Genomic DNA, 14,640 nt, shown 5'->3' on the forward strand with positions numbered 1-14,640 from the left:
TTAAAGGCTCTTAATAACCAGGATTTTGTTCTAGCTTATCATTCAACTGAAGTTCGCCAAGTGGCAAATTATTCAATACTCTGTAATCAGCATAAGGAACAGAAGGTAGGTTTCTGTGCTTACGGATATCCAATCCGTTTCTTTTCAAATCAAAGAAACGATGACCTTCCATGGCAAATTCCACTCTTCTTTCCTGAAGGATTCTTTCAAACAGATCGTTACCAGCAAGATCCGTTGCCACCGGCGCTAAATTACGCTTACTTCTCAGTGCATTCACGTCAGCTCTGGCACCTGCAAAATTACCGGTTTTGAATCTGGCTTCTGCTCTGATAAGGTAAAGCTCAGAGGCTCTAAGGATCGGCAGATTTTCAAGGTACTGACCTTTTGCTCCTCTCCACTTGTTAGAGCTGTAAACCGGACCATTGAAACCGGCACGGGTAGTAGCTGTCCAAGTCTGCAAACGAATATCACCCGGCTCAATTGAATTGATCAACTGAATCGAAGCACTAAGGATAAACTGAGCACCCGGAGTTGCATTGGAAGCTAATGAACTTACTGAGTTGTTTACTCCATCTACAGTTGACCAGTCTACTTGTCTGATTTCCACTTCGAAAAGCGATTCCGGATTTGGGAAAGTATTGAAAGAGCTCACATAGTTTGCACTTGTGACCAAACCTGTTCCGTCATTGGTTAAACCAGCAGTAGCCATTGCTTCAGTTGCCAAAGCTTCAGCTCGATCATTTCTACCCCAATAGAGGTAAACTCTTGCAAGCAAAGCTTGTGCAGCAGCTTTTGAAGCTCTGTAAACATTTGGTGAGCCTAAGTTAGCAGTAGGAAGAAGAGAGATAGCCTGAAGTAAATCAGCCTCCACTTGGGTATATACTTCCACATTGGTATTTCTTGCTCTCAAATCTGCATCAGAAAATCCCAAAGTAGGAGTTGTACGAATGATGGTGGACTTATTCCAACCATTTACTTCTCTACCCGGCTCATATCCGTAGACTCGAGCCAAATCAAAGTGGTGTAATGCTCGCATGAAATATGCTTCGCCTTTAATCCTATTTCTGAGTACTTCGTCAGTACCGGTTGCCTTGTCCACACCCGCAAGAATAATATTCGCATCGTTGATAGCTCCAAAAGCACTGTAGGTTGTTGGAGTACCCCATATATTGATTCCTGCTCTATCGGCGTTAACCTCCTCTTGAATGTATCGACCGGTATTCGCAATAACCAATACGTTATCAGCAAGTACTTCCGGTGCAATCATCATGGTTTGACCGTAATAACTAAAGTTCCTTGTACGGCCATACATGTTCAAAGCAAGTCCATTGTATCCTGCCAAATCAACAAATGCAGTAGCCGGAGTCAAACTTTGTCTTGGCGATACATCTAATTGATCCGCACATGAGGAAGCTATCAAAGCTCCTCCCATTATCATTATTTTTAAAAGATTTTTCATCATGATTCTTAATTAGAAACTAAGACTTACGCCTGCAGTAATTTGCTGAGAATTTGGAAACGCAGCAAAAGTGTTACCGATAGAATTTACTTCTGGATCGATACCGTTATACTTGGTGAAAGTTGCCATATTCAATCCTTGAACAAATACATTAGCCTGTGCAACACCAATTCGCTGAGACACAACAGGAGGAATAGCATAACTTAAGGTCACTTGCTTCAATCTAATGTAGCTACCATCACTTAACTGTCTCGTTGAGGTAGCAGTATAACTAGAGCCACCTGGTCTAGCGCCACTTTCCCAAGGCATAGGATTGCTCACTACATCACCCGGCTGCTTCCAGTAATTCAACTGATTCACCAATTGGTTATTTGGTCCTGAACCTGTGGAAGCTAGATTAAATAAATCTGAATTGAAAGCCTTATTGCCAAACTGTCCCTGGAAGAAAACCTCAAGAGATAATCCACCATAAGTGAATGTATTAGACAAGCCACCATAGGAAGTTGGAAGAGCTGATCCCTGATATCTTACATCAGCATCGCGGATTGTGTAGGTGTATTCGTTGTTCTCGTTGAGATACATCGGACGACCATTCGCAGGATTTACACCTGCATAGGGAGTAGTATAAATAGGAAATAGCGGCTGACCTACTACGATCGTGTTTCCGATTCTTTCTTCACCACCAAAGAGTGATATAACTTCGTTTTCAAGAACTGTTACGTTAAATGCAGTCGACCATTGAAACTTTCCGGCGGTGATATTAACTGTCTGAATATCAAAGTCTATACCTTGATTTCTTAATTCACCTGTATTTTGAGTGATTGATCCAAAGCCTGAATCGATTGGCAAAGGTGTATTAAACAAGAGGTTAGAAGAGTTCTTTCTCCAGAAGTCAACCGTGGTGATTATACGACCATTGAACATTGTTGCATCAACTCCAATATTGAATGTTTCTGCCTCCTCCCAAGTCAACAAGTTATTTCCTAATTGATTCAGTGCCAAAGAAGGACTTCCTCCGTATTGACCCGCAGAAGCAACTAGAGTTTGAGAAGCAAAATTTGGAATCTCGGAATTACCGGTCACACCATAAGAAGCTCTTAATCTCAAATTATCCAACCAAGTTGCATTCTGCAGAAATTGCATTGAAGACAATCTCCATCCTACGGAAACGGCTCCGAACGTACCGAAACGAACGTCAGAACCAAATCTGGAGTGACCGTCTCTTCTCAGCGTAAAGTCAGCAGTATAAGTATCATTGTAGTCATACTTCGCCTGACCAAACACACCCAGTCTTTTGAACTGTGTAAATGAAGATCCTACAGCAAGTGGTGTGGCCGCATTGTTCAAATATCTTAGGATTGGGTTAGCGAATCCCTGACCTTGAGCAAATGTTAATTCACGGCTTTCAGTCTTATATTCATAACCAAGAATACCACTTACAGTATGCTTATCCGCAAACTTTTTGTTGAAATTAAAGTTATGGTTCGTGTTAAAGTTTACATTTCGACGATCTGTATTTGTTGAGTTACCACCTGCAGCACGGAATGCAGCAATTGTAGATGGTCTGTTATTCTCATCACGGTTATCCGCAAAATCCAAACCTGCAAATGATGTAAAGCTCAACCAAGGAGTAAACTGGTAGTTCAACTGTATGTTGGATACAGTCTGGACTGTGTTAGCTAGTCTAAGTTCCTGAGCTGCACCTTGTACAATGTTGTACCCAAACAAGTGATCAGAAGGATAGTCCCTGAAAGTGCCGTCTTCGTTATATATCGGAACATTCGGTCTAGCTGTAAAACCTGCCTGAAACGGAGAGTTAACAAAGTTACCTCTATCAATCGCTCCATTTGATTTCTGATAGGCCAAAGACAAAGTGGTATTTACAGTCAATTTTTTATTTGGTCTGTGAGTCAAGTTCAGACGAGTAGTCGCTCTTTCATAATCCGATTTGATTACCTGAGAACCCTGATCCGTGTAAGAACCTGAAAGGAAGAAGGTCGTCTTATCGTCACCACCGGAAAGCGATATATCATAAACACTCAATCTATCATCTCCGAAAGTTGCATCAACCCAGCTGTTATTTGGCAAATTTGGATCTTCTGGATTTCCATACACGTTAGCAGCATTGATGGCTGGTCTACCTGAATTCACAAAAGCATCCCGCTTCAGTCCAGCAAGTTGCTGTGAATTCATAACCTCATAAAGGCCTAGTGGTTTAACAACACCTGTCTGTGCGGACAATCTAACTTTTGTAGAACCTTTAGTACCTCTTCTGGTCGTTATGATTACCACCCCGTTAGCAGCCTGAGCACCGTAGATTGCACCAGCTGCAGCATCTTTCAATACTTCAATTGACTGAATGTCATTCGGGTTGATCGAAGCAAGCGCATTCTGAGATCCTTGACCTGAAAGGCCTCCGGCAGGAACTTGAACACCGTCAATGATGTAAAGAGGATCATTTCCCGCATTTACAGAACCTACGCCTCTGATTCTCACGTTAAGTGCTCCACCTGGCTGGCCAGAAGTGGAAGTGACCTGTACACCTGCGATACGTCCTTGCATCGCACGATCAAAAGATTGCATCGGCAAATCTTGAAATACTTCACCTTTAACAGATGAAATTGCACCGGTAATCTCTCTTTTGGACTGGTCACCATATGAAGTGACTACAAATTCCGAGAGAGCCTGAACATCAGGCTGCAAGGCAACATTGATGGTCGTCTGATTCCCTATCGTCACTTCCCGTGTGGTTAAGCCCACGAAAGTGAAGACTAATACATTGCTTCCGGCAGGAACACTGATCGAATACTTACCATCCAAGTCGGTGGCAGTACCAATGGTTGTTCCTTTCACCAGAACTGTTGCTCCTGGTACACCCATATTATCCTCGACGGATGTTACGGTACCAGTGATCACACGATTCTGCGCAAACGCTACAGCGCTTGCAATGAAAAGCATGAGTCCTAGAAGTAAAACTTTCCTCATATTTGGTTAGATTTTGGTTTAATAAACTCAATGATATTTCTAAATCTTGAATATCTCAAGCGAATTACCACAAAAGGTGGGTAAAAGTTTTTGAACCAACACGCACGAACATGTTGTCTAAATCGAGTTTTTCGATATATAATTTTGAATTATTAAATTAAGTCAGATTAATCAAACTATTATTTTGAAAAGTTAATGTTAACAAAAGTTAATTTGCACAAAAAAAAAATTAACATTTCGGGATAATACGGGCAAAAACATCAGGATAACTCCATGAAAAATAACTAAAGTCCAATTTATTTGACTTTAGTATAGGCAATCTCAGCCTCATTGAAATTATAATGAAGCGTTCAATTACATATTTTTTACATGGGTTTTAGAATTATATTTTGTATTTAATGTATAGACAAAAGACATATAATTAAAAAAATCAAACGATCACTATTTACACATATCATTAGCCACTATCACAAAATTAAATTTTGCAATTTACAGAACTTGGATAGTAATTCGTCGGTTTAGCGCTTGATTTTCCGGGCTTGTATTTGGAACTAAGGGCTCTTTGTCTCCTTTACCCTCGACAAGTACCCTGCCCGGATGAAGACCTGCCTTTACCAAGAACGTTTGGACACTCCTGGCCCGCTGCAAACTTAGGGTTTGATTGTAGGCCTGATTGCCAATGTTATCCGTATGACCCGAAATCAAAATGTTGACATTTGGATTTTCCTGCAAGAATTTAAACAGTCGGTTCAGTGAAGTCATGGAGGCAGGCTTCAGATCAAACTTATCAAAGTCAAAAAATACATTTTCGAAAACAAATTGCTCCCCTGAAGCCACAGGGATTAGCTCTACTTTCAAATCCTTAACATTTTGAATCTTGTCGCGCTCCACATTGTAGATCTTTGGCAAAAATCCTTTTTTCTCAACATATAATCCTGAAACAGCATTCTCTGGATAAAGCATCATAAAGTCTCCTGTTTTTCCATCTGATTGAAATTGATACAGGGTACTGTCATTTTTCAATGAAACCAGTGATAATGTGGCTTCAATCGGCTGACCTGTTTTGGAATTGAACACCTTACCCTCTGTTACTGTGAGATTCTCTCCCAAATATATCTCCTCCGGAAACTTAAACCTGTACAGCAAGGACCGGTCGTTTTCCTCCTCTTCTTTGGTCAACTCCGTGTAGTAGGCATAATCCTTTTTCGCCGTTATAAAGAGCGCAACCTGATCCAAATGATCATTGATCGGAAGTCCTAGATTCTCCGGTTTTTGAAATTCACCGTTTTTGACTCTGGAAAGAAAAATATCCATCCCTCCGAATCCCTGGTGCCCATCAGAAGCAAAAAACAGGATTTCATTGTTAAAAAACATGAATGGCGAAATCTCATCTTTTGGTGTATTGACTATGCTTCCCAGATTTTTTGCATCTGACCAGGAGCCGTCATTTTGGCGGACAGTATACCAGATGTCATTTCCTCCATACCCACCGCGACGATTGGAGGAAAAAAACAATACCCGCCCATCTGCAGAAAGCGAAGGCTGGGAATCCCAGGAACGGGAATTGACCTTAGCACCCATATTTGTGGGCCGTTGCCAAGCCCCGTTCACTTTATAAGCTATATAGAGATCACAGCTCCCCTGAGAGTCCGGCGCATCACAAGAGGTGTATATAAGTATTTTTCCGTCAGCCGTGACCGTACAGGTCCCTTCGTTAAAAGCTGAATTAATCGTTTGAGCAATACTTTGTGGCTTAGTCCAACTGCTGTCTCCATCGGCAAAGGCGGTAAAAATATCTTCCTTGTCAAAGTTTCCTGTCCCGTCCCGTTTGGTAAAGAGAATCTGCCCTCCGTCGGCCGTTAAAACCGGAAAGTACTGTAGCTTAAATCCATTCAAAGGTGAAGGAAGTATTTCTTTTTTAATGGAGCGGACGTCCCCAAGCTCGGTACCCAAAAAATCCATCTGAACTTTCATCTGCGAATAGTAAATCGATCGCTTGAAGTTCTCATCAAACAGGGGGTCCACCTCCTGAAATTGCCGATACGCTTCTGTAAATTTACCCTGCTTGAGATATAGGTTAGAAAAAAGCCATCCGTAATCGGCGATATTTTTTGGTGTGGTATTTTTACCAGCCAATTTACCCTTTCCTTGTAAAGCTATTTTTTCCGCCTCCACCAATCGTCCTTGTGTGATCATCAACTGAGAAGCTTTAACATAGGCTTCCAAAAAAGACCCCTCCCGAGCTATGGCAGCTTGATATTTGGCTATGGCCTGATCATATTGTCTGGAAATTGTCAAGGCCTCCCCTTCTTGATAAAGTTTAATTGCCCGACTGTCAACAATAGAATAGGTCTGAGCCTCTGAACGGAGGATCAAGAAAAATACAATCAGAAACAGGAAAACAGGGCGCATGGACTCAGGGTATGTCCATAAATTTATGAGTTTGCAGGGAAATATTCCATTTTGGGTGATTTTTAACAAAATCTATGATTTCAGCTGTAATCTTAACGGCCTTACTCCACTCAGGTTGTAGGCGCAGTTCACAGCTCTCATTCACTAGCCCTGCGTACTGTTCGGCAAACTCGTAATCGCTCTTGTTATAAATGACCACTTTCAGTTCGTCTGCCTCAGCAAAAATAGACGGATGTGGTTTTTTGAATTTTTTGGGAGAAAAACAAACCCAGTCAAAATCTCCAGAGAAAGGATGCGCACCCGAAGTCTCGATATTGGTGGTAAAGCCATGTTCTTTCAAAAGCTTTGTCAGCGGATCCATGTTGTACATCAAAGGTTCGCCACCTGTGATCACCACCAGTCTTCCCGGAAAAGCCAAAGCATCCTCCACGATTTTTTCGATGGACAAAACAGGCCACTTCGCTGCTTCCCAGCTTTCCTTTACATCGCACCAGACACAACCCACATCACAGCCTCCCAGCCGAATAAAATATGCGGGATGTCCGGTAAACCTGCCTTCTCCTTGGATAGTGTAAAATGCTTCCATGATCGGAAGCTGCAGCCCTGCGGCCACGAGTTCTTGGGTAGTCGATGCTACCAAATCGAGCGTGTTCATGAATTTTTGGTAAAGCGGGAGATTCCACCGCTGAATGAGGGGTAAAGATAGGATTGGAAAATTGAAAAATTACAAGATTGGAAAATTAGGCCCCTAATCTTTCAATTTTCAAATCTTCTAATATTACAATCCTTTTCTCATCACCACCCGATAATCCTCCACTCCGCCTTTGGGAATGATCTTAATGATTTTAAAGCCTCGACTTAATCCGAATGAAATCATGGCAGGAAAGCGATTCCGGGTTTTGAAGAAAACAGCCTTAAATCCCTTTTCTCTTGCCCAATTTTCTTGATATGCTGCCAAAGCATCCGCTGTCCCATGCTCACGAAACTCAGGCCTCACTCCCCCCATCCAAGAATAAAAGGTATCCGGCACATTATCTTGATACCCGACTTTAAAACCTAAAAGCTCCCCATCCTTTTCAGCGACTAAAGCCAAATGAAGACGGTCCTTCAACCGCTCAGTGTAAAATTCCAGCGATGCCTTTCCCGGAAACTCCGGAATACGTTCGTGTACCCAGAGGAGTTCGGAAGGAGATGCCTCTCTGATTTTGAAAGTGCCGAGAGATTCTTCCATGATATTTTTGATAACCAAGTACGAGCTACGAATTACGAAATACGAGGAAAAATTGAACTCCAATCCTTAAATCAAATAGTTCACCTTTGGAATTTTTGGTTTGCAGTTCACCAAAACCACGTACTTCGTATCTCGTACTTCGTAATTCTTCAATCCTTCTTCACCGTCGGATACTTCACACCCAACTGCTCCAAATACGTATCAAACTTCTTCTCGTCGTAGTAGAACTTCTCCAATTCAGGACGGAAGCGACTCATAATTTCAGAGTTAAGATAAATCGGTGGCGCATCATCCTTAGTGATCATCGGCTTGTAAGTTTCTTCTTTTGTCTGCACATTTTTGAAGTAATCCCAAGCTTGGTCGACGAGTTCAGGTTGAAGCAAAAAGTCCAAGATCGTCATCGCCTCAGCTTTTGCGCCAGCAGTTACACCCTTATGCGCAATCGGAGTAGCCATCGCAATCGCATTACTCCAGTGGTGGCCAGGAAGTCCGGGAATATTGGAAGGAAATCTTAATGTCACTGTGGGTACTACCCATGACACATCTCCGATATCATCCGATCCTCCGGAAATAGGTTCCTTCACAGGTAAACCAAGCGTATCCAGTTTCGTCGGCATCCCTTCTTCTTTGGAACCCAATTCTTTTTGAACAGCCTTGGCCATCATTTGATCATTTTCATCCCAAGCCGGCAAGCCGACTTTCAGGATATTTTGATACATCTTCTCAGCAATCACCTTATTGAAGTGTCTCGGCCAGGCCGTCCCCAAAATCTTGGAAGTCATCGTCGTTCCCGTCATCAGAGCGGCACCTTTGGCAATATCATTTGCTTGAGCGTACATTTCCATGATACCATCGTATTTCACATCACGGAAATAATACCAAATCGAAGCTTTTGATGGAACCACATTTGGCTGGTCTCCTCCATCGGTAATGACAGAATGCGATCGCTTCAACGGATGCAAGTGCTCCCGCTTGTAATTCCAACCAATATTCATCAGCTCGGTAGCATCCGCAGCACTTTTGCCTCTCCAGGGTGCTCCTGCGGAATGCGCCGCATCACCCGAAAAAGTATATTCCACCGAAATCAAGCCGGTTCCACTCGCCTGCCCCCAGCTCACTCCCAGGTTATTTGCCACGTGAGTAAAAATACAAAGGTCAACCCCATCAAATTTTCCGTCTCGGGTAAACCAAGCCTTTGCAGCCACCAATTCCTCGGCGATTCCCGGCCAAAGGATCAAGGTTCCACCAATATTTTCCCGTTCCATGATTTGCTTAACAGCCAGAGCAGCCGTGATATTCAGCGGAATCCCGGCATTGTGTCCTTCTCCGTGCCCCGGTGCACCTTCGACCATGGGTTTGTGGTATGCTACACCAGGATATTGGGAAGCTTTTGGAATATTGTCCACATCAGAGCCTAAGGCGATCACTGGTCCCTCACCATTTTTCCAAGTTGCAAACCAAGCCGTCGGAATTCCGGACACACCGTGCTCGATGGTGAAACCGTTTTGCTCCAGAATTCCCGTCAAGTATTTGGAAGATTCAATCTCCTGGAAACCCAGCTCCGCAAAGCTGAAAATCTTGTCCACCATCACCTGACTCTGCTTGTGATTGGCTTGGACGATTTGGGCAACTTCAGTCTTGAGCGCCTCGATTTGCTTGGGAGTGTATTTCTTTTGTGCCAAAGCTGAAAAGGCAAGACTCCCAGCCAAGGCAATACTAAATAAAAGTTTCTTTCTCATAAGTTGGGGTTTTGTATTTCTGGAAAATACTAAAAACCCGGAAGTCTTTGGGATAAAATTGATTAATGGAGAGAAACCAAGGCTGAGAGGAATTAGAAAATTGATTCCCAAAGCCGCCTGATTTTTCTATTTTTGCAGGCGTTTAGCAGAAAAATCACAAAAAATTCAATCATGGTGGAGTACAACTTCAGGGAAATCGAGCAAAAGTGGCAAGCCTTCTGGAAAGAAAATGAAACATTCAAAGCCGAAGTGGACCCAAATCGTCCCAAGTTTTATTCCTTGGACATGTTTCCTTATCCTTCGGGGGCCGGTCTCCACGTTGGCCATCCACTGGGTTACATCGCCTCTGATATTGTCTCCCGATTTAAGATGCTGAAGGGATTCAATGTCCTGCATCCCATGGGTTATGATTCTTTTGGTTTGCCTGCAGAGCAATATGCCATCCAAACCGGACAGCATCCCGCTATCACCACTGAACAAAACATCACCCGCTACACAGAGCAGCTGAAAAATATCGGTTTTGCTTTCGATTGGGACCGGGAAGTACGCACCTCTGACCCGGCTTATTACAAGTGGACGCAGTGGATTTTTATGCAGCTATTCAATAGCTACTATAATTTGAATGCTGACAAAGCTTTGTCGATTGACGCTTTGATTTCCCACTTTGAAAAAGAAGGAAACACGAGTGTCAAGGCAGTTTGCGATGACGACACCCCAACTTTTACAGCTTCTGAATGGGACACATTTTCTGAAAGAGAAAAGCAGGAAATGCTCCTGAAATACCGTTTGACTTTCCTGGCTGAAACGACCGTCAACTGGTGTGCGGCTTTGGGAACCGTACTTTCCAATGACGAGGTAAAGGATGGATTCTCTGAACGAGGAGGTCATCCTGTGGAGCGAAAGAAGATGATGCAATGGTCCATGCGGATCACCGCCTATGCAGACCGTTTGCTACAAGGACTGGAAAAAGTGGACTGGTCCGAACCCATCAAGGAAATGCAGCGCAACTGGATCGGGAAATCGATCGGTGCTGAAATGGTCTTTCAGGTCAAAAATTCCGATAAATCCATCAAAGTCTTCACCACTCGAATCGACACGATCTACGGCGTGACCTATTTGGCTTTGGCACCGGAAAGTGAACTTGCTGCTTCACTCATCACTGAGGATCAAAGAGCTATCGCGGAAGCCTACATCGAAGTCGCAAAAAACCGTTCGGAACGCGAGCGAATGAGCGATGTTAAAACCATCTCAGGAGCCTTCACAGGTTCTTATGCGATCAATCCATTCAATGGCGAGGAAATCCAAATCTGGGTTGCGGACTATGTCTTGGCTGGTTACGGAACCGGTGCTGTGATGGCCGTGCCTGCGCATGATGAGCGGGATTACAACTTTGCGAAGCACTTCGGTCTCGAAATTCGTCAAGTGATCGAAGGCTCAATGGAAAACGGTTCTTTCCCCGGCAAAGGCGGTTTGATCATCAATTCAGGCTTTATTACCGGCTTGTACATGAAAGAAGCCATGGAGAAATGCATCGAATTCCTCGAGATAAAAGGCATCGGCAAAGGCAAAATCCAATTCAGAATGAGGGATGCGATCTTCACACGTCAGCGATATTGGGGCGAACCGCTTCCGGTTTATTTCAAGGACGGACTGCCTTATCTGATTGAAGAAAAAGACCTGCCTTTGGTTTTGCCGGAGGTGGATAAATACTTGCCAACTGAAGATGGCGAACCTCCACTCGGCCGGGCAAAAGACTGGACATACAAAACTGCTGATGGAGAATTCCCTTTGGAAATGAGCACCATGCCGGGATGGGCAGGATCAAGCTGGTATTTCTTCCGCTACATGGATCCGAAAAATGATTCTGTTTTTGCCGACAAAGCCAAAACCGACTACTGGGGCGCGGTGGACTTGTATATCGGAGGATCTGAGCATGCAACCGGCCACTTGCTCTATTCCCGCTTCTGGACCAAGTTTTTGTATGACTTGGGTGTGGTAAGTATCGATGAGCCTTTCCAAAAAATGATCAACCAAGGGATGATTCAGGGCAGGTCAAATTTTGTTTATCGAATTAAAGGTACCAACACCTTCATATCGCATGGAATAAGAGATCAGTATGAAACTTCTGCCATGCACGTGGATGTGAATATCGTCTACAATGACCAACTGAATCTGGACAAATTCAAAGCCTGGCGACCTGACTTGGCAGATGCGGAATTTATTCTGGAGGACGGCAAATATGTCTGCGGCGCCGAAGTGGAAAAAATGTCCAAGTCCAAGTACAATGTGGTCAATCCGGATGACATCATCGAGCGATACGGGGCGGACACGCTTAGATTGTATGAAATGTTCCTTGGGCCTTTGGAGCAATTCAAGCCGTGGAATACCAATGGAATCGACGGCGTATTCAAGTTTCTGAGAAAACTCTGGAACCTGTATCACAATACTACGGGTGAATTTGCAGTTTCCAATGAACCTGCAAGCAAAGAGGAAATGAAGGCGTTGCACAAAGCCATCAAAAAGCTGGAAGACGACATGGCCAATTTCTCTTTCAATACCTCCGTTTCCAGCTTTATGATCTGTGTGAATGAACTGACCGCATTGAAATCCAACAAGCGGGAAGTATTGGAACCATTGGCAATTTTGGTTTCGCCTTATGCCCCGCATATCGCCGAGGAACTGTGGGCGCTCTTGGGTCATACTACCTCGATCACGACATCGGTTTTCCCGGAGTTCAAGGAAGAGTATTTGGTTGAGAGCAACTTCGAATATCCTGTAATGATCAATGGCAAGCTGCGGGCAAAGCTTAATCTATCCCTTTCGCTTGCCGTTCCGGAAATCGAAAAAGCAGCCTTGGCCGATGCCAACGTACAGAAATGGCTGGAAGGCAAAGCTCCCAAAAAGGTGATTATCGTACCGGGTAAGATTGTGAATTTGGTGGTTTAGGCTCCAAAAAGCGGAAATATCAATTGGGCCAAGAGTTATTCTTTTGGCCCAATTTTTTAGAGTCCCCAGCAATTGAAATCACTTTCAAACCTTTGATGATATTACTATTGGAATTTTTTAACAATTGATCAAATCAATACGTAAACCCAAACAGCCACAGCGGAATTTTCTTGGGATTACCGTATTCAATGTCATCGGCAGCGATAAAACTATTTTTAACTCCCTGAATCTGCTCGGCAGTTTTATTTTTGCCACCTACTTCAAAGATATATTTACCATTGACCCTAAAATCACCATCCTTTACGTACTCAACGGTATGGGCATGTGAAAGCTGATTGATAAAGAAAGTCTCCCTTAAGTTACCTAAGTCGGCATTTTTTGGAGTAAAGGCAAACTGGAAGTTAGTGTTTTCCAAGTATATCTTTTCCGGCTTTTGCATTTGGGTAATTCCCTTGATGTCCTTGTAGAGGTTTTTGGTCAAATGGGCCTCTTGCAGGAAAAAGAGATAGCTCACCAAAGTGTTCCGGTTGATGCCTATGCGCTCACTAAGCTTGGTCACATTTGGAATAAAGGGAACTGACTCGGATATGATATGCAACAAATGCTTCAGCTTTGGAATGTAGGAAATATCCACACTCCGCAGCAGTGGCAACTCGATCTCTAAAGTCATGTTCACTACTTCCTCCAAGCGCTGATGGTACAGATCCGGCACCTCCTGAAAGAAGGGGAAGTACCCATGGTTTAGGTATGCACTAAAATGCTCCAAAGGTTTTACCTTTTGCAAGACCTCTCTTGCAATGGAAACATGGTTTTCAATCAGCTCTTCCAAGCTGTGTATTGGGAATTCATTTCCTGTCCTTATGGCTAGAAACTCCCTGAAAGACAAACCCTGCATGTGGTAAATCACTGCCCTTCGGCTTAGATCTGCTCTCGCATTAAGGATTTCCAGCATAGAGGAACCTGTAAACACAATTTTCAACTCCGGGAAGTCATCGTAGATGTTTTTGATTTCGATGGACCAATTGGGGTATTTATGTACTTCGTCTAAGAAAAGGTATTTGCCTCCTCTTTTGACAAAATGATCTACCAAGTCCAACAAACTGTTCTGTGCAAACCAGATATTGTCCAAACTCACGTATAAAGTGGTATGGTCAATGGGCAGGTTTTTCTTGATGTATTGAAGCAGTAGGGTGGTTTTCCCTACTCCTCTTGGTCCTTTGATACCGATCAACCTCGCCTCCCAGCGGATCTTATCAATTATACTTCGGACAAAGTCCAATGAAGTGGCATCAATTTTCTTTAAAAATTTTTCATCTATGGATTCCATAACATTGCTTATTATAATAAGCAAAAATAAGTATTTATGCTTTATATAAAAGGCTATAATAAAATTATTTGCTTAATACACCAAGCAAATATTGAAAAAAAAGCTATGCTTGATAGGTATTGATTCACGATAAAAATCAGGCAGGATTTCGCTGATTTTTTTTCGGCATAATCGAAAACAGTCTAATCAAAAAATGAGAATATTGAGATATCTGAAACTAACTTAATCTGCCCACATCTGCGACTTTTCCAGCGTAAATCTGCAGGAACAAAAAAATTTATTCAACTAAAATATCTCATTTTCAACGCTTTGTGCACTTTTCCATTTTACCGAATAACCCCATATTTGATCCATGAACCTTCTTGTTACAAATAGCGAAGTCATCAAATCGCTTCGTAAAATGCATACGCCGATTAAATTGACCCCCTGTCGCCGCTGGAAATTGACCCCCTAGAGTTACTTGGATTTTTGGGTCAGAAAAGTGGAATTCTGGAAGGCGAAGTTAAAGGTTGGCTTGGTTAATTTTTCGCTTTTTTCGCAA

8 protein-coding genes are annotated in these 14,640 nt (G+C 43.0%); 1 reads left to right on the forward strand and 7 read right to left on the reverse strand.

Annotated elements, in window-relative coordinates; translation table 11 throughout:
• Window positions 1-10: 10 nt before the first annotated feature.
• The 6 genes from Q8M62_RS11655 to Q8M62_RS11680 form a co-directional block, all read right to left on the reverse strand.
• Window positions 11-1,462 (reverse strand): RagB/SusD family nutrient uptake outer membrane protein, encoded by a 1,452-nt coding sequence (locus tag Q8M62_RS11655; RefSeq protein WP_305668155.1) that lies wholly within the window; start codon window positions 1,460-1,462, stop codon window positions 11-13.
• A 9-nt stretch (window positions 1,463-1,471) separates the two neighbouring features.
• Window positions 1,472-4,444: a TonB-dependent receptor gene (locus tag Q8M62_RS11660; RefSeq protein WP_304901678.1), complete on the reverse strand. Its 2,973-nt coding sequence runs from the start codon at window positions 4,442-4,444 to the stop codon at window positions 1,472-1,474.
• 489 nt (window positions 4,445-4,933) lie between these two features.
• Window positions 4,934-6,856, reverse strand: a complete 1,923-nt coding sequence (locus Q8M62_RS11665) for an OmpA family protein (RefSeq protein WP_304901679.1) — start codon at window positions 6,854-6,856, stop codon at window positions 4,934-4,936.
• 4 nt (window positions 6,857-6,860) lie between these two features.
• On the reverse strand, window positions 6,861-7,511 hold the full coding sequence (locus tag Q8M62_RS11670; RefSeq protein ID WP_304901680.1) for a 7-carboxy-7-deazaguanine synthase QueE: 651 nt from the start codon (window positions 7,509-7,511) through the stop codon (window positions 6,861-6,863).
• A 123-nt stretch (window positions 7,512-7,634) separates the two neighbouring features.
• On the reverse strand, window positions 7,635-8,087 hold the full coding sequence (locus tag Q8M62_RS11675) for a GNAT family N-acetyltransferase (protein ID WP_304901681.1): 453 nt from the start codon (window positions 8,085-8,087) through the stop codon (window positions 7,635-7,637).
• A 149-nt stretch (window positions 8,088-8,236) separates the two neighbouring features.
• A complete protein-coding gene (locus Q8M62_RS11680) occupies window positions 8,237-9,826 on the reverse strand; it encodes a peptidase dimerization domain-containing protein (RefSeq protein ID WP_304901682.1) in 1,590 nt (529 codons plus the stop codon).
• Window positions 9,827-9,997: 171 nt separating this feature from the next.
• On the opposite strand from Q8M62_RS11680, the gene leuS reads away from it, so the two are divergent.
• Window positions 9,998-12,772 carry a leucine--tRNA ligase gene (gene leuS / locus Q8M62_RS11685; protein ID WP_304901683.1) on the forward strand — a complete coding sequence of 925 codons (2,775 nt, stop codon included), beginning with the start codon at window positions 9,998-10,000 and terminating at the stop codon, window positions 12,770-12,772.
• 133 nt (window positions 12,773-12,905) lie between these two features.
• On the opposite strand, the gene Q8M62_RS11690 is transcribed toward leuS, so the two are convergent.
• Window positions 12,906-14,099, reverse strand: coding sequence for an ATP-binding protein (locus Q8M62_RS11690; protein WP_304901684.1), 1,194 nt, complete (start codon window positions 14,097-14,099; stop codon window positions 12,906-12,908).
• Window positions 14,100-14,640: the final 541 nt, after the last annotated feature.

This window comes from Algoriphagus sp. (genome assembly GCF_030694375.1).
GTDB lineage: Bacteria > Bacteroidota > Bacteroidia > Cytophagales > Cyclobacteriaceae > Algoriphagus.